We start from the raw sequence: 17,087 nt of genomic DNA on the forward strand, positions 1-17,087 counted from the left end.
CTAATTACAAGTATTGTTATATCACCTCAACTCATATTAAAATATAAAAACTCTCATTCTTCATATGATTTTTTATGTAATTTTTAGGAATTTTATTCTGAAAACTCCATTTAAATATTACATTTTTATCCTATGAACATACAAAACTATATCTTGATCAAGGACATTAAATTTTTAACAGCTGTTTTCTGTAATGTATAAAGCAAGTATATAACGTTTTCATTTCCTTTGCAATACTTTTTTTCTGTAATTTTTTTATTTTCTTTATTTTTTACATCTTTTTTCATATTTAATTTCAGAAAAAGTATTGATGCATGTCCCTTAGCTTTCTTTTATATCCACAAATTTTATAGTAACTTATAGTTTTTTTATATAAAAAGGCTTCATAAACTTTTTAGAGCTTATGAAACCTTTATTATTTGTATAAATATTAACTTTCTATTTCCTTCTTCTTTCTAATTTTTTCAATTTTTTTACGTATATTATCGCAATTTATTTCTGAAAAATAAATATAAAACTTCTATCTGCTTTACAAAATCTAATAATATATACATTAACAAATGTATTTTATAATCATATCTACTACTGAAAATGCGATTTCTTCATAAGATACAAGTCCATATTTACAAGGTAGTTTTGCATAGCACATTCTCTGCAAAACTCCTGTTATTGTTTGATATATATAGTATTCTGTTTTTACAGGATCTAAATCCTGCCTAAAAGTTTTTTCTTTAATACCTTTATTAATTATTGAATTTAAAAAATCTTTATCATTTTCTTCATTAATAAAATTTTCAAACATTTCATTTGATTTTTCATTTCTATCATAATATAGATCAAACAAAACCATAAATTTCATTTGATTTCCAAATTCCTTTGCAAAATCTATCCATGCACCAAGTACTAATTTAAGTCTATCAATTGCACTGGCATTAACATCATCCCTAGCTGTTATAAACTCTACCATATTATCCAAAACATCTATTTGAACTTGAAATATCAACTCGTCAATAGATTTAAAATGCTTATAAAATGTAACTCTGCTAACACATGCTAACACGCAAATATCTTTGACATTAACATTAGTGAAATTATTTTTTAAAAATAACTCTCTTCCTGCTGCAATAATATCTTCACGATTTTTATTTTTTATATTTTTATGCCAAGAATCACTCATTGTCCATCCTCTCATTCTTAAGTGTAATTTTTTTATTCTTAACTAAAAATATACTTCCTAAAAGAATTAATGCACTAAATATGTACGGAAGATTAATTTGTTTATCAAATAGTGTTCCTGCTATAATTGGACCAACTATATTCCCCATACTCATATATGTTGTATTCAATCCCGAAACAAATCCTTGTTCATTACTTCCAGCTGCATTTGAAAGCAAGGTGTTTACTGTTGGTCTTAAAAAAGAATTGAATGCAAAAAATATTGACGAAATAACAATAAGATAAGCAAAGTTAACTTTTATTATCATTAGTAAAAGAGAAACAGCTAATATAAAAATAGAAATTTTAATCAAATTATATTCACCAACTAATCTTATTGCTTTATCAAGAAGCCACATCTGCACCACAATTCCAATAGCAGCTCCTAAAGTTATCAATATCGATATATCCTTTGATGTGAAGCCATATTTATCTTGAACAAATAAAGAATAAACTGTTTCAAAGCCAACTAAACCAAAAGTCATAACTAAAATAAGTAACAAATACTTGAAATAAGGTTTATGAAATGATTGTGTAAGCTGCTTAACAATAGATTCCTCAGCTCCTGATGCTTTTAATTCATTTCTTTTTTCTAAAGGTAAAGTTTCTGGTAATATAAAAGTTAATATGGTTGCAATAAGTCCTAACCCTGATGCAAAAAAATAAGGAATTCTTATACCAAATTGAGCAATAAGCCCACCTAGTCCGGGACCTAATACAATACCTAAATTCATAGCAGCACTTAAATATCCCATGCCTTTTCCACGAGTCTCTCTAGTCGTAATATCTGCCACATATGCGAGAACAGAAGGAACCATAATTCCAATACCTATTCCACCAATTACTCTAGCCAAATATAAAAGTATTAGCGTATGAGAAATTGCAAATATAAAATCTGAAATAACAGTTAAAAACAAACCACATAATATCATTATTCTTCTTCCATATTTATCTGAAAGCTTTCCACCTATAGGTGAAAAGATGAATTGCGTTGTACCAAAAGCAGCTACTAAGTATCCTGCTGCTGTTCCACCTGCATTAAATTGTTTTAAATAATCTGGTAATATAGGAATAACCATTCCTTGCCCTAATAATGCAATAAATAAGTTTAGCATTAATATAAATAAAGGGAACATATTTTTATTTTTTGAATTTGTCATTTTAACCTCCTTGGATTACACGCAGTAAATAGTTTACTCCATGTAACTCATTATAATTAATTTTTTTTAAAATGTAAATACATTTTATCGTTAATTCTAAGTAAAGCTTAGAATTACATTTATTTTATAACCAAAACAAACCTTAAACTATTTTCAAAAAACAGTTTAAGGTTGTCCTTTTACAAGAAAAATATTTCTTCAGTTTTTTAATTATTAAATGTCCATACTAAATATCAAGAGCTGCATGATATCCTTGATATACTGCAGTTGTTATAGTTGATGGACGAACACAATCTCCAATTTCTCTAATCCAAAGTGCAGAATCAACTAATTCATCTACAGTATTTCTACTTGCTCTTTGTCCAAGTGCACAGATTACTGAAGTACCTGGCACTAAATGTTCAGAACCTTCTGAGTCTGCACATAGTACTCCTTCTTTTGTAACCTTTAATCCTTTATATTCTGTGTGAACTTGAATACCATTCTTTTCAATTTCAGCTAATAAAATTGGACGATGTCTTATATTCGCATCTGGAGCAAGTTCAGGCCTCATTTCTACTAAGTGTACTTTCTTTCCTTCTTGTGCAAGATGAATTGCTGCTTCACAACCTGCAAGACCTCCACCAAGAACTACAACTTCATCACTAACTTTATCCTTTTCTAAGTAATAGTTATTAACAACCACTACATTATCTCCATCTAAACCTGGAATTGGTGGGACAAGTGGATCAGAGCCAACTGCTATAATTAATGCATCAACATTTTCTTTTTCAACGTATTCCTTAGTAACAGTTGTATTTAATCTAATTTCAACACCTGCATCTTCTGCTAATTTTCCTAGAGTAACACCTAACTCATACATTTCATATTTAAATGGAAGAGCTTGTTCTCCTTTAAGTATTCCACCTAACTCATTAGTCTTTTCACAAAGTATAACTTTATGTCCACGTTTCGCAGCAGTTATTGCAGCTTCAAGTCCACCTGGTCCACCACCTGCTACAAGAACTTTACGAGAAGTTGCTGCTGGAATAATTTCCATTCCACCTAGTTCACGACCAATTAATGGGTTAACAGTACAACGTCTTGTAGATGTCATAGCACGTTCAGCCATACATGTGAAACATCTTAAACATTTTACAATATCCTTATCACGATTGCTAACAACCTTTTGAGGAAGTTCATGGTCAGCTAAAAGTGCACGAGCCATTTCAACCACATCAGCTTTTCCACTATCTATTATTTCTTCCATCATTTCTGGATCATTTAATCCACCAAGAGTTGCAACAGGAACACTTACATGTTTCTTAATTTCAGCTGCAAGATGAACATTTGAACCATGTGGTAAGAACATAGAAGGATGTGTTAAACCAAATCCTCTTTGGTATGTTCCTGCTGATACATGAAGTAAATCTACTCTTGATTCAATTAGCTTAGCTATTTCAACACCTTCTGCTAGATCATATCCCCCATCAAATAATTCAGATCCACTAAATCTAAATTCTATTGGGAAGCCTGGTCCAACTGCTGTTCTAACACTATCAAGAACTTCTTGTGCAAAACGAACTCTATTTTCTAAAGAACCCCCATATTTATCTGTTCTTTTATTGAAGTAAGGAGATAAGAATTGATTAATTAACCATCCATGTCCACCATGAATCATGACCATTTCAAAGCCTGCTCTTTTAGCTAATGCAGCAGTATCTCCATAAGATTTTACTATATCATCTATTAATTCTTGAGTAAGTTCTTTTACAAGTCTTCCATCTGGGCGAACCCCTTCACTTGGTCCCCATTGAGCCATTCCTTCTTTTTTATCTTTATCAGTTAAATATGTTCCAGCATATTGTCCTGAGTGAGATAATTCAACACTTGCAATTGCACCATGACGACGAATAGCGTCTGCTGTATATGTAAAACTTGATAAAGATCCAACGGTTTGTAAATCTAAATGATACATATGTGATGCTTCTGTTTTTGGATGAACCACAACTTCACTTACAGTAACAGATGCAGCTCCTCCTTTAGCTCTTAATTCATAAAAAGCTGTAGATGCTGGTCCAATAGTACAGTCCGCTGTAATATCTGTTCCACCCATAGGAGCAGAAAACATTCTGTTTCTAAAAGTTACATTTCCAATTTTAATTGGTTTACTTAAGTTTGGATATTTTCTTTCCATCTTTTCATTCTCCTTAATAATATAAATTCAAATTTATATTTTGTTATTTAATTAACTTAATTCACTTTAAATCCTTGTCTAACAATTAACAGGCAATTGTTTACATATTCATCTATTTTTACTTATTTCCCGCAATTTCCTTTTTGTGCATATAGCGATAAATAAAAGTTAATCCAAAACCAATAACGCAAAGTATAGCTGCTATTAAAAAGGCTCTTTGATAACTCTGATCAGCTGCATATACATTTTTCATTACTGTTGGTCCAAAATAACCTGATATTGCAAAACCAATAAACATTATTCCATAGTTAACACTATTATGCGTAGTACCAAACTGATCCGCTACAAATCCTGGTAAAACACTCATAAATGCTCCAAAAGATAAACCTACAACTATGATTCCTGCATAAAATTTCATCACATCTCCTTGCCCTGAAAAATACAAGCATGTAAGCCCAACAACAGCAAGAACAAAACCAGCAGAAAGTGTATTATTTCTACCTATTTTATCTGAAAGATAACCTGCAATTATACGACCACAAGTACTAAATAATGCTAACACAGAAACTACAGTAGTAGCAGCAGTAACTGACATCCCAATCATTCCTTGTGCTAAAGGAGACGCCATTGATGAACACATCAATCCATAAAAAGCACCACATAAGAATACTAACATCATTACATAGAAAATCGGAGTTGAAATCATTTCTTTCCAGTTTTTATCGTTCTTATTTAATTTGTTTCCTTGAGAAACTGGTGGTGTCCAACCTTCAGGTACAAACCCTGCTGGGCACTTTTCTATTAAAACTGAGCAGCCACATACAATGATTAGGAAAGTAGCACCTATTATCTTAAATGCTACGGTTACTCCAAAATTATTTATTAATATATTTGCAACTGGTGATATTATTACCGTACTAAAACCATAGCATGCAGTTGTAATACCTCCAACAAATCCACGTTTATCTGGGAAAAATTTAATTGAATTATTGATTGTACATCCGTAAACCATTCCAATACCAAGACCAGTTAGTATACCATAACCAATTACTAACATTCCTAATCCGTTAGCAAACCCTGATAAAATCATCCCTCCACCAAAAAGTATTCCTCCAAAGAAGATAACTTTTTGAGGACCAAAAGTATCATTTATTCTTCCTCCAGTAATCATAGTAATAGGTCCAACAGAATTAGTAACAGTAAAAACTATCGCCAGTGTACCAGCTGTCAAGGTTGCACCTGTAACTTGACTCAGGTACTTTGCCATAGGACCTGCGAAAACACTCCAAGCATACATAGAACCAATACATAAGTTGATAAAACAGCTTGAGATTAAAATAATCCATCTTTTTTTTGTTAATTCCATAAAAGATCCCCCTTATTTATTTTTGTTAATATTATCACAATTTCATGTTAATAATATCACAATTAGACAAAGCTGTAAATACAAACATATAAATATTTACATGTTTTATTGTATATATTTTTCATTATATATTGTTTAGGCTCTATTAAGTAAGATATACTTAATAATGCTTATGCATTCCATATTTCCGAATGTACTAATTTTATAGAATTGTAATTTTAGAAAACAATGTTATAATAAATGTCGAAGAAAGAGGTGTGTTTATGAGAACACTTAAATATGCAATTTTAGGATTATTAAATAGAAGACCTATGACTGGTTATGATATAGGAAAAGAATTTAACTTTCAATTAGCTGAATTTTGGAATGCAAAACATAGTCAAATATATCCAGAATTAAAAAAATTAGTAGACGAAAAACTTATAGTTTATGATATTGAAATCACAGGAGATGTTCTAGAAAAAAAAGTTTATACTATCACTGAAAAGGGAAAGAAAGATTTTTTAAAATGGTTAAAAAAAGATGAGCCTATGGAGCCGACTCCAAAAAACATTTTTCGCCTTAGAATGTATTTCTCTAATAATTTAGAGTTAGAGACTAGAATCCATCTGCTAACTCAACAACTAGAACAACATCAAGACAGGCTTACATTTTTACATACACAATTAGAACCATATAAGGGTGTTCCTGATCCAAATAGTGATGCTTTTGGAGATTTTCTTGTTTTAAATGGAGCAATAATAAGAGAAGAGTCTAGTATAAAATGGTTAAAACTATGCCTTAATCATTGTAATAATGTAGTTAAATGAAATGCATAACTTTGTATATTTTATACATATTGATTTTTTAATTAACTTTTTTAAATATAAATAGGAATGTTGCTTTTTTACAACATTCCTATTTATATTACTATATTAATCCATGCTTTTTCAAACTATTATAAATACCACCTTCATCGTGAGTATCAGTAATTTCATCTGCTATTTCCTTTAACCCTTCCTTGGCATTTCCCATAGCAATTCCTAATTCACAAAACTCAAACATTTCAATATCATTCAATCCATCACCAAATGCAATTGTATCTTTAACATCTATGCTTAGATGTTTTAAAAGAACTTCGATTGCAGTTGCTTTATGAACTTCTGGCACACCAAGTTCACCACTATCCTCACCGAAAGCTGGAACTGTACAATGTATAACTTCAAATTCATTTTTAAATTCTTCTTTTATTTGTTCAAAAGAAATTTCTTTAGGTTCTAGAAAGCAAGCTTTATTAACATCATCTCTATATAAGTCTTGCCCTGTAATTAATGCTTCAATAAAGTGGTTAGGATTATTTTCTTTCTTATTTTTTGCAACTGGATCATTTTCTATATCTCCATAAAGAATTTTTTCTAATTTTGGGATTAAATTTTTACTTGCATATAATCCACCATTAGATTCAATATAGAAATCCACATTATGTTTGTTAAAAAACTCTACTAAATGCCTAACATTTTCTTCACTAACCTTTTTATGATAGAGCATCTTATTTCCAACTTCTACAAATCCCCCTCCCGCACCAATTATCCCATCAAAGCCAATTTCCATTATATAATCGTATATTTCTGCTTTTGATCGTCCAGTGCATAAATAAACCAAATGTCCATTTTTTCTAGCTTCCTTAACTGCTATTGCAGCTGATTCAGGGACAAATCCCTCATCATTACACAATGTTCCATCTACATCTATAAAAATAATTTTTCTATCTGTCATAATACTCCCTCATTTCCTTATAAGTACAAAGTGTATGCGACACGTTTAATTAATGATAAATAATGAATGATTAATGAGGATATTCCTTTGGAATATCCTCATCTTAATAAGTTTCAAGTCGCATATAAGATCCGTTGTTGCAGCATAGCTGCTCTTTTTATAGGTGGAATGATCCGAATTGTGGCATAGCCACTCTTTTTATATGTGAAATGATCTTATATGCAGCATAGCTGCTTTTTTTATAGGTGGAATGATCCGAATTGTGGCATAGCCACTCTTTTTATATGTGGATATCTTCTCCATTTGAATTAATCACTTTCTTATACCATTCAAAGGAATCTTTTTTACTTCTTGTAAGAGGTCCATTTCCATCATCATTTTTATCTACATAAATGAAACCATAGCGCTTTCTCATTTCACCAGTACCTGCTGATACGAGATCAATACATCCCCAAGGTGTGAATCCCATTAAATCCACTCCATCTTCCTCTACTGCGAGCTTCATTGCTTCAATATGTTTAGCTAAATATTCTATACGATAATCATCGTGAATTGAACCATCTGCTTCTACCTTGTCAATAGCTCCCATTCCATTTTCAACAATGAATAGTGGTAAGTTATATCTTTCTTGTAATCTGTTTAATGCTAATCTTAAACCAACTGGGTCAATTTGCCATCCCCAATCTGTAGCTTTTAAGTAAGGATTTAAAACTGAAGTAGACATATTCCCATCTGTTACTTTTTTAGATTTATCTGCTGTTACAACTGAACTTGAATAATAAGAGAAACCAATATAATCTACAGTGCCATTTTTAAGTAACTCATCGTCGCCTTCTTCTTTAACTAATTTTACTCCTAATCTTTCATATTCCTTTAACTTATATTCAGGATAGACCCCACGACATTGAACATCTGAGAAGAAATGTTTTTGTTGGTCACTCTTCATTAATAATAATTCATCTTCTGGATTACATGTTAATGCATATGTAGAACCATAAGCAGTCATCATACCTATCTTAAAATCAGGATTGATTTTATGTCCTAATTGTACTACTTTTGCGCTTGCTAAAAATTGATGATAAACACTTTGAGCTTTAGACTGATCATCATTTTTAGTAACTCCTCCTGCAAAAACAGGCATGAAGTCCATAATATTTATTTCATTGAAAGTCATCCAATATTTAACCTTATCTTTATATCTATTAAATATTGTCTCACAATATCTTGCATAAAAATCAATAACTTTTCTATTTAACCATCCACCATAATTATTTGCTAATGCAAGTGGAGTTTCATAGTGAGAAATTGTAACTACTGGCTCAATTCCATATTTTAACAATTCATCAAATACATTATCATAAAATTCTAATCCTTTTTCATTTGGTGCTGCATCGTCACCATTTGGGAAAATTCTTGCCCAGTTAATAGATAATCTAAAACACTTAAATCCCATCTCAGCAAATAAAGCTATATCTTCTTTATAATGATGATAAAAGTCAATAGCTTGATGACTTGGATAATATTCTCCTTCATGGCATTCTAATTTTGCTCCATCAGGAATCGATTCAAACGGAAATACTCCTTGTGATTTTTTAGTTCCATCCGGCATAGTATAAGTAATTCTTCTTGAAGATTTATGACTTCCATTAGTCATAATATCAGCAGTACTTAACCCTTTACCATCTTCTAAATATGCTCCTTCAAATTGATTGGCAGCTGTAGCACCGCCCCATAAAAAATCTTTTCTAAATGCCATTTTTATGATCTCCTCTCATTACTTAAATTTTGATAAAAACTATTCAAAAATAACTGAACCATATATATTACAATTATCAATGAATATTAACGTTTTTTTTCTATGGTATAATCATATATAATCTATACTTGAATTTAAAGCTTTTAATTATATTTTAGAAGGGTATTTCATTTTTTCCACTTATTTTGTAGTAAATTATGAAATGCAATTCTAATTTGATTAATCTATTAGTAAAAGGAGTACAATTATGCTAATTTCAAATAAACTAGAATCAATGAGCTCTTTATCTAAATCTGAAGAAGTTCTTGCTAATTATATTCTTAAGGAAAAAGAAAATATTGAGAATTTATCTACTAAAGATTTAGCAAATGCAACCTTTACATCTCCTTCAACTGTAGTCCGTTTATCTCAAAAATTAGGGTTTAGTGGCTGGAATGAATTTAAAGAAAAGTATCTTCAAGAGCTTAAATATCTAAATACTCATTTCTCTTCTGTTGATGCTGATTTTCCCTTTGAAGCCCACGATACCTTTATGAATATTGCATCAAAAGTAGGTCATCTTGCTTCAAACAGCATTGAAGATACTTTATCTTTAATAAAAAATGACACTCTCAAAAAGGCTGTTCATTTATTATGCAAATCTCAAATAATTAATGTATATGGTGTTAGCAATTCATTACTTATGGCTTATGATTTCAAGCACAAAATGCTGCGAATCAATAAACAGGTTGAAATTATGAGTTTACCAGGTGAACAGCTATTAGTAGCTTCAAATTCTTCCCCTGCTAATTGTGCCATATTAATTTCTTATTCCGGTGAATCCCAGGAAATTTTAAGAATTGCTGAAATATTAAAAGCCAAAAACACCCAAATGATTGTATTAACAAGTATTGGTGAAAACTCATTAACAGCCTTTGCTGATTGTATTTTTTCTATATCAACTAGAGAAAAGTTATATTCTAAAATAGCAACCTACTCTAGTAATAATTCCATTCATTTAATTTTAGATATTTTATATTCTTGTGTTTTTAAAATGAATTATGATTATAATCTAAAGTATAAAGCTGATATTTCTAAAAACATAGATGAAAGATTTTCTACTAAATTATGAGACTGAAGATGAATAATAAAAATTTCATCTTATCCATAAGTAAAAATTAATATATTGAAAATAAAGCCTAAATCTAAAAGCATCTGCAGGATATATTTACTACCCTGCAAATGCTTTTATAATGATTTATTTATTTGGCTCACATGGATATATATAATTTGCTATGGTACGAGCTTTTAAGTGATGTGGTTCACAATCCTCATCTTCTGGAAGTACAAACACTATTTTACGTTCAATTGTTCCACATGCATCTTTAACACATTCATCGTGTTTATCTGCCATTGTAATAAAACCTTTAAACGCAAGTATTCTATTATATTGGTCGTATATAATGCATGCAACAGCTACTTTTTTGCCAATACATACATCATTTACTTTTACATTTACTGATACCAATTTAGCGCCATGTCTTTCCAAATCTATTGGACGAGAATTAAGATAACTACATAATTCACATGAACTTTCAGTGCACCTAGAAAAACTACCATATTTGCCCATTTAATCCAACTCCTTTTTACATTAAATTAGTAATGAGACAAGAATTATTCAACCTGATTCGGTCATTCGAAGTTCTCATAACTACATATATCATCAAAATATATTCTTAAAATAAAGCTTATAAGTTGATATATGTTCTCCTAAATCAGATTACTCTTTCATTACAAATTTATGCTTTTGGATTCTTCGAGCTTATATAAAATATAGTTTCTTTATATTTTATATTCTTAATATATTCCACTAGAAATATTTTTGTGAAAAAACAACTTGTTTTCCTAACTAAAAATTTATTTATTTCCAGCTACAACATTGTCCTTTGCAAGTTCTAAATAATCTTTAAGATTATTATATTTTTTTGTATATGATTTAGCAGTAACACCTTTATCTGAATTCATTTTTGCAAATTGTGTTGATTGCATTATAGTATTTAACACACGACTTGCAGATCTTTGAACGTCCCCTAAAGAAAGTGTATTATTATCTAAATAGTTGCCCTTGTAAGTTACAGTTCTATCATAACTCGAAGTTACTGACATTACGTCTGAATCATTTACTTTTGAAGTTGAATTTTGAGCATCCTTTTTATCAAAGGATATGCTTGCTTTACCTGCTTTTATCATTTCTATCGCCTTAGCATTTAAAGCTGTCCCAGCTGTGACTTTTGCTGCTACTGTTGCTTTTCCATCTGAACTTGGAATAAAATCATTCCATAATTCAACTTTTTTTATATCAACCCCAGTTCCAGTAAAATTAAAGGTTGTTTTTGTATCAACATAACCATCTTTAGCAAATGTAGGAGGGCAATCTTCTATACCTTGTAATATTTCTAATTGAGAACCTCCTGGCATAATTAAATCATTTCCTGCATGCATAGATTCAACGGGCTTTGCCTGTGAAAACCAGTCTGTCATTACAAGTCCATCAAACTTCCATTCACCACGGGCAATATCTGTTAACAAATCATAATTAGCTCCTGAATATTTTCCATTTATTTTATTATACGATGACATAATTGCCATAGGCTGTGCATTTTTAACTGCCATTTCAAAGCCTTTTAAGTAAATTTCTCTTAGAGTCCTTTCTGAAACTGTGTTATTTTCAAAAAATCTACTATCCTCTTGGTTGTTTACAGCAAAATGCTTTATTGTCACTCCTATACCAGGGTTAGCTTGCACACCTCTTGTAGCAGCTGCTCCCATTGTTCCTGTTATAAATGGATCTTCCGAATAATATTCAAAATTACGCCCACAAAGTGGATTTCTATGAATATTCATACCTGGAGCAAGCCATAGAGTAACGCCAAACTCTAACATTTCCTGTCCTATTCCATTGCTAACTTCCTCTACCATTTTAGGATTCCAAGTTTGAGCCAATAAGCTTCCAATTGGCCATGCAGTAGCATATTGATAATAAGTTTTATTGTTCTCTTCATAAGATTGTGTGATTCTAATTCCTGCTGGCCCATCTGATAATACTATGTTTGGAATTCCATCTGTGTCATAATAATTTCCTGTCGTTTCCCCAGCTGCACCTTTTACTGAATTTGCCTGTGCTCCAACAATTGATGAACTTCCTCCCATACCAACACCTTCGACAATATCAGCCAATTTTTCATTTGGTAATCCAGCAACAAATTGCTCCATGCTTATTTTATTATTATAAACATCAATTAATTTAGCATCCTTTTTCACATCAACTTTTTCAATATTTTGTTTATAAGGTGATATGTTTTTTATAGCTTCATTTGAATCTTTTGGAATATAAGTAGTAGTTTCTTCATTATCGTATTTTGATGCATTATTTCCATCTATCAAATTTAATGCTTGTGCAGATAAATTAATTTTTTGAGCCTTTCCTATTTCATCTGCTTCACCTGAATATGAATAATGTGTAGCTCCTTTATCAGATAAAACATCTATATTTTTATCAAGTTTCATTTGGTTGCTAAGTTTTTCTGTAGCAACATCAGAATCCAATGTTAAGACAGCAGCAACATGGGTATTCCTAGAACTATTACCTACGCGAACAATATAATTTCCTTTTTCCATTATATATGAAGCATCTGACTCATTGTAGGAAGACATTTCAGAAGTATCATAGCCAATAGTAAGAGTTTGACTTTCTCCTGGCGCTAATAAATCTGTCTTTCCACATCCAGCTAATTCTTGATATGGCTTATCTAATTTTCCATCAGGTGCTGAAAAATAAACTTCTGCAACTTCCTTACCTGAATACTTCCCAGTATTTTTAACTTTTACCTTTACTGTTACTTGCTTTTCATTAGCTTCAACCGAAACAACATTCATATCGAAAGTTGTATATGATAATCCATATCCAAATTCATAATTAGGTTTTTTGTTAAAACTATCAAAATATCTGTAGCCTACATAAATGCCTTCTTTATAATCTTCTTGAGTGTTATTTCCATCATTACTGCTAAATGTAGCTGAAGATGGATAATCACTATAGTTTGCAGCCCAAGTATCTGTAAGCTTTCCAGAAGGAGTTACTTCTCCATCTAACATTTTTACAACCGCTGTTCCGCCTTCCATTCCAGCTTGAGATATAAGCAGGACTGAATCTAATTCTTGAATTTCCTTAACAAAATTTGTATCAATTACACCTCCAACATTCAATACTACGATGCTATTTTTAAAAGATTCAGCCATTTTTTTGATATTTCCATATTCCTCATCTGATAAATAATAATCACCTTTTGAAGCCGTTCTATCCTTTCCTTCACCAGAACTTCTACTTATAACATAAATTGCTGTATCTGTACCTGCTGCTGCTTTTATATCTTCATCCGTCAATTTATAATCCGGAAGACTGTAGGCTGAAACCAGAAGATTTCCTGCATATTTTTTATTATATTCAGCAAGTCCCTTATCATATTTTTCTTTATAACCCTCTAACCACCCAGAAGTTGTTATGTTATATCCTGCATTCTTAAAAGCGTCCCATACAGATACTTTATATCTCTCATTTACATCTCCCGAACCTGTACCACCTTTAATAGTGCCATAGGCTCCTCCTCCAAATAACGCTATTTTACCTTTTGAAGCTATTGGTAATGAATTATTTTTGTTTTCTAATAACACCATTCCCTCTGTTGCGGCATTCATAGAAAGTTCTGCATTTCTTTTTTCTCTTTCACTAACTGCATTAGAAGTTGTTGCTGCATATGCTGAAATACAAGGTGTCATGAGCATGACGCAAGTTACTATACTAGCAGTAATTTTACTTAATAAGAATCTTCTTTTCATTATATCCCCTCCATACATTTAATAAAATAATCATTTTTAATAACATCATTATTATATTTATCACCCAAATATTATTTTAGTATACGTTTACTTCTATGTATTGCATTTTTATTAGCTATATTATATTATTGTTATATATTGGAGGTAAATTAAGTCATGATTGATGTAAAAAAGTATTGTGAGTATATATACAGTTCTTTCTTTATTCCAATTTATATATACGAAAATAAGGAACTGACACTTTGTTATCCTATTCAAAAAAAATATACTTTGCCACCAACGACTTATCTTATAAAATTATTGGAAATGAGAAATAATTTAAACTATACCATTACAAAGTTCTATTCTTATTATGGATGCATTCAAATTAAAGATAGCAATACTTGTATTGTTATAGGTCCAATAAGTGCCTTACCATATTCAAAAGAAACTCTATTTAGTATGAGAAACGATTTTTCCATTGATGAATCTAGTTGGGAATCCTTTTGCAATTTTTTCTATAATATTCCTACTCAAAACCTTGATATCTTTATAAATACTCTTATACTTATAAATTACACCTTAAATAATGAGGAGATGTCACATAAAGATTTAAATATTAATTTAGATTCCAAATTACATAATATAATTAACCAAAATTATTCTAAACATACCGCTGAATCAATGGAAGAAAATATTTTAAATAACAATTATTCTATTGAAAATGAATTTTTCAGATATATTGAAAATGGTGACATTGAAGGATTATCAAATTTTCGTATTCAAACCCAAAATATGAAGGTAGGAAAAATAGCTGATAATAACTTAAGGCAATCAAAAAATATATTTATTGTGGCAGTTACTTTAGCAACCCGAGCAGCAATAAAAGGAGGCCTCTCGCCTAATATTGCCTATAACCTGTCAGATATTTATATCCAACAAATGGAGCGATTAACGGATATTAATGCTATTAATTCTCTTTTAAATAATGTTTTGTATGATTATACTAATCGTACTGCCAATTCAATAATTCCATTAAATTCTGATACAGTACTTCATCGTGTTATTCAATATGTACGCGAAAATACAAATAAAAATATTACAGTTGCTGATATAGCTGAATATTTTGGTTTTAATCGTTCTTATCTCTCTCATAAAGTCAAAAAACAATTAGGCTTTGATTTAAGCAATTTTATTAGACAATGTAAATTAGAAAATGCAAAAGATCTATTAGCCTATTCAAATAAGAGTATAAGTGAAATAAGCAATTTTCTTTGTTTCTCTAGCCAAAGTCACTTTCAAAGAGCCTTTAAAAATCAATTTGGTATTACACCACAAACTTATCGTAAATCTGTATAATAAAATAACCTTTTATGCATGCGAATATGATTTGTTTTTTATTCTTTTCTTATACACAACTCAGTTAAATAGTCTTTTTTATATATTATCCACAGATTTTACTGAATTATAAATTCCTCGTAAAGAATAAAAATAAACTCACAAAAATCTCATATATGACTTTTGTGAGTTTCCTTATTAAAATTATATCTTAATATATATTATTGTATCCAAGCTCCATCAGTACCGACTTTATATTGACCAATCATAGTATTAGTTGCCATCGCTCCATCAGTACCAACATAATAATATTTACCTTCTGTCAATATCCAAGAATTCACTGACATCATTCCATCTGTACCTAAGAAATACCACTTTCCGTAACCTCTATCAAAATACCATGTTTTCTTCAATAAATTTCCTGTAGAATCATAAAATTGCCACCCGCCATTTACTTGAACCCATCCAATTTTAGTAGCTACATCATTTGATTTTTTCTGATCCAGAGGTGCAGGGCCTGCTTGAGGATTAGTAATACCATTAGGCTTACTTGAATCACTATCATTCGTTGCTGCTACTGCAGACTTACCACTTTCTCTTGTTATCTTTAAAGTATACTCCCTTTCATTATCACTGTCATCTTCAAGTTTTATTTTAAATTCATTTTCACCTTCGCTTAAATCTACTGTTTTCTTAAACTTATCATCGCTATTTACATCAGATCCATCAATTGTAACTGAATAAGTGTCATCATCTTCATCTGGTGGTACAGCTTTAATGGTTGCTTCTGTCACATCATTATCTACACTATATGTATATGTAGTCTTCGAATCTGATAATGAAATACTATCACCATTTACAGAAAGTTTGTCCAAATAAATGTCATCATAACTATCAGAATTATCTTCGTCATCACTGGTGCTAGTAGATGTACACTCAACTTTAATTGTGTATGTTCCTATTACATTATCATCATCACCATATCTTACATCATCATCTGGTTCTGAACTGTATATCCTTACAATTAATTTTGTAGTATCCGAGGATAATGAAATATTATCTCCTAGTTCTTTACCTTTAGTTGACCCTGAAGTTCCTTTAAATACTCTAACATATTTTTCATCAGGTCCATCAGCTTCAATTTTAACCTTACTAGTTGAAGTTTTTGCATAATAGGTATCACCTTTTGTCACATCATTATCATCTACTTTGTTATCACTTTCATAATCACTATCACTATAAAGTTGTATATCACTTCCACTTGATTTTTCTAATCTCAAACTACTCAATGTATCTGTAGAATTATCTGCAGCATAAACTTTTGTCGTCAACAAGTTTAAGCGGGTTGCTGGCGTTGATACCGAAAATGCTCCTATTGCTAGGACAAGTGCTATAATACGCTTAAGATTTTTGTTCATAAATTATCCTCCCTTATTTCCAAATAAAAAAGTATATTAATTCTAGCTT

Annotated in this window: 13 protein-coding genes; 3 read left to right on the forward strand and 10 right to left on the reverse strand. The window is 30.6% G+C overall.

What is annotated here, in order from left to right; genetic code table 11:
- Nucleotides 1-146 precede the first annotated feature (146 nt).
- The 5 genes from CSPA_RS29845 to CSPA_RS23175 form a co-directional block, all read right to left on the reverse strand.
- A complete protein-coding gene (locus CSPA_RS29845) occupies nucleotides 147-287 on the reverse strand; it encodes a hypothetical protein (RefSeq protein WP_017810385.1) in 141 nt (46 codons plus the stop codon).
- A gap of 266 nt (nucleotides 288-553) precedes the next feature.
- Complete coding sequence (locus CSPA_RS23160; RefSeq protein WP_015394829.1) at nucleotides 554-1,177, reverse strand: TetR/AcrR family transcriptional regulator; 624 nt, start codon at nucleotides 1,175-1,177, stop codon at nucleotides 554-556.
- Nucleotides 1,170-2,375 carry an MFS transporter gene (locus CSPA_RS23165; RefSeq protein WP_015394830.1) on the reverse strand — a complete coding sequence of 402 codons (1,206 nt, stop codon included), beginning with the start codon at nucleotides 2,373-2,375 and terminating at the stop codon, nucleotides 1,170-1,172. Before CSPA_RS23165 ends, CSPA_RS23160 begins: the two co-directional genes overlap by 8 nt.
- 226 nt (nucleotides 2,376-2,601) lie before the next feature.
- Nucleotides 2,602-4,551, reverse strand: coding sequence for an oxidoreductase (locus CSPA_RS23170; protein WP_015394831.1), 1,950 nt, complete (start codon nucleotides 4,549-4,551; stop codon nucleotides 2,602-2,604).
- A gap of 118 nt (nucleotides 4,552-4,669) precedes the next feature.
- On the reverse strand, nucleotides 4,670-5,917 hold the full coding sequence (locus CSPA_RS23175; protein WP_015394832.1) for an L-lactate MFS transporter: 1,248 nt from the start codon (nucleotides 5,915-5,917) through the stop codon (nucleotides 4,670-4,672).
- A 263-nt stretch (nucleotides 5,918-6,180) separates the two neighbouring features.
- Here CSPA_RS23175 and CSPA_RS23180 point away from each other — a divergent pair, with 263 nt between their 5' ends.
- A complete protein-coding gene (locus CSPA_RS23180) occupies nucleotides 6,181-6,726 on the forward strand; it encodes a PadR family transcriptional regulator (protein ID WP_015394833.1) in 546 nt (181 codons plus the stop codon).
- A gap of 100 nt (nucleotides 6,727-6,826) precedes the next feature.
- Here CSPA_RS23180 and CSPA_RS23185 read toward each other — a convergent pair whose 3' ends face one another.
- A complete protein-coding gene (locus CSPA_RS23185; protein ID WP_015394834.1) occupies nucleotides 6,827-7,672 on the reverse strand; it encodes a Cof-type HAD-IIB family hydrolase in 846 nt (281 codons plus the stop codon).
- A gap of 280 nt (nucleotides 7,673-7,952) precedes the next feature.
- Nucleotides 7,953-9,428, reverse strand: coding sequence for a family 1 glycosylhydrolase (locus CSPA_RS23190; protein WP_015394835.1), 1,476 nt, complete (start codon nucleotides 9,426-9,428; stop codon nucleotides 7,953-7,955).
- Nucleotides 9,429-9,675: 247 nt separating this feature from the next.
- Between CSPA_RS23190 and CSPA_RS23195 the strand changes: the two genes are divergently transcribed.
- On the forward strand, nucleotides 9,676-10,539 hold the full coding sequence (locus tag CSPA_RS23195) for a MurR/RpiR family transcriptional regulator (RefSeq protein ID WP_015394836.1): 864 nt from the start codon (nucleotides 9,676-9,678) through the stop codon (nucleotides 10,537-10,539).
- Nucleotides 10,540-10,665: 126 nt separating this feature from the next.
- Here the strand turns inward: CSPA_RS23195 and CSPA_RS23200 are convergent, their stop codons facing one another.
- Both CSPA_RS23200 and CSPA_RS23205 read right to left on the reverse strand, forming a co-directional pair.
- Entirely contained in the window at nucleotides 10,666-11,037 is a 372-nt protein-coding gene (locus tag CSPA_RS23200; RefSeq protein WP_015394837.1) for a hypothetical protein, read from the reverse strand.
- A 287-nt stretch (nucleotides 11,038-11,324) separates the two neighbouring features.
- Nucleotides 11,325-14,303: a glycoside hydrolase family 3 protein gene (locus tag CSPA_RS23205; RefSeq protein WP_015394838.1), complete on the reverse strand. Its 2,979-nt coding sequence runs from the start codon at nucleotides 14,301-14,303 to the stop codon at nucleotides 11,325-11,327.
- Nucleotides 14,304-14,459: 156 nt separating this feature from the next.
- Between CSPA_RS23205 and CSPA_RS23210 the strand changes: the two genes are divergently transcribed.
- Complete coding sequence (locus tag CSPA_RS23210; RefSeq protein ID WP_015394839.1) at nucleotides 14,460-15,641, forward strand: helix-turn-helix domain-containing protein; 1,182 nt, start codon at nucleotides 14,460-14,462, stop codon at nucleotides 15,639-15,641.
- A 200-nt stretch (nucleotides 15,642-15,841) separates the two neighbouring features.
- On the opposite strand, the gene CSPA_RS23215 is transcribed toward CSPA_RS23210, so the two are convergent.
- Nucleotides 15,842-17,038 (reverse strand): cadherin-like beta sandwich domain-containing protein, encoded by a 1,197-nt coding sequence (locus CSPA_RS23215; protein ID WP_015394840.1) that lies wholly within the window; start codon nucleotides 17,036-17,038, stop codon nucleotides 15,842-15,844.
- Nucleotides 17,039-17,087: the final 49 nt, after the last annotated feature.

This window comes from Clostridium saccharoperbutylacetonicum N1-4(HMT), from assembly GCF_000340885.1.
Taxonomy (GTDB): domain Bacteria; phylum Bacillota; class Clostridia; order Clostridiales; family Clostridiaceae; genus Clostridium; species Clostridium saccharoperbutylacetonicum.

Coding starts and splice junctions, on each gene's coding strand:
- CSPA_RS23185 (WP_015394834.1), bottom strand. CDS start 7,672: ATGACAGATAGAAAAATTATTTTTATAGATGTAGATGGAACATTGTGT.
- CSPA_RS23175 (WP_015394832.1), bottom strand. CDS start 5,917: ATGGAATTAACAAAAAAAAGATGGATTATTTTAATCTCAAGCTGTTTT.
- CSPA_RS29845 (WP_017810385.1), bottom strand. CDS start 287: ATGAAAAAAGATGTAAAAAATAAAGAAAATAAAAAAATTACAGAAAAA.
- CSPA_RS23170 (WP_015394831.1), bottom strand. CDS start 4,551: ATGGAAAGAAAATATCCAAACTTAAGTAAACCAATTAAAATTGGAAAT.
- CSPA_RS23160 (WP_015394829.1), bottom strand. CDS start 1,177: ATGAGTGATTCTTGGCATAAAAATATAAAAAATAAAAATCGTGAAGAT.
- CSPA_RS23165 (WP_015394830.1), bottom strand. CDS start 2,375: ATGACAAATTCAAAAAATAAAAATATGTTCCCTTTATTTATATTAATG.
- CSPA_RS23215 (WP_015394840.1), bottom strand. CDS start 17,038: ATGAACAAAAATCTTAAGCGTATTATAGCACTTGTCCTAGCAATAGGA.
- CSPA_RS23205 (WP_015394838.1), bottom strand. CDS start 14,303: ATGAAAAGAAGATTCTTATTAAGTAAAATTACTGCTAGTATAGTAACT.
- CSPA_RS23180 (WP_015394833.1), top strand. CDS start 6,181: ATGAGAACACTTAAATATGCAATTTTAGGATTATTAAATAGAAGACCT.
- CSPA_RS23200 (WP_015394837.1), bottom strand. CDS start 11,037: ATGGGCAAATATGGTAGTTTTTCTAGGTGCACTGAAAGTTCATGTGAA.
- CSPA_RS23195 (WP_015394836.1), top strand. CDS start 9,676: ATGCTAATTTCAAATAAACTAGAATCAATGAGCTCTTTATCTAAATCT.
- CSPA_RS23210 (WP_015394839.1), top strand. CDS start 14,460: ATGATTGATGTAAAAAAGTATTGTGAGTATATATACAGTTCTTTCTTT.
- CSPA_RS23190 (WP_015394835.1), bottom strand. CDS start 9,428: ATGGCATTTAGAAAAGATTTTTTATGGGGCGGTGCTACAGCTGCCAAT.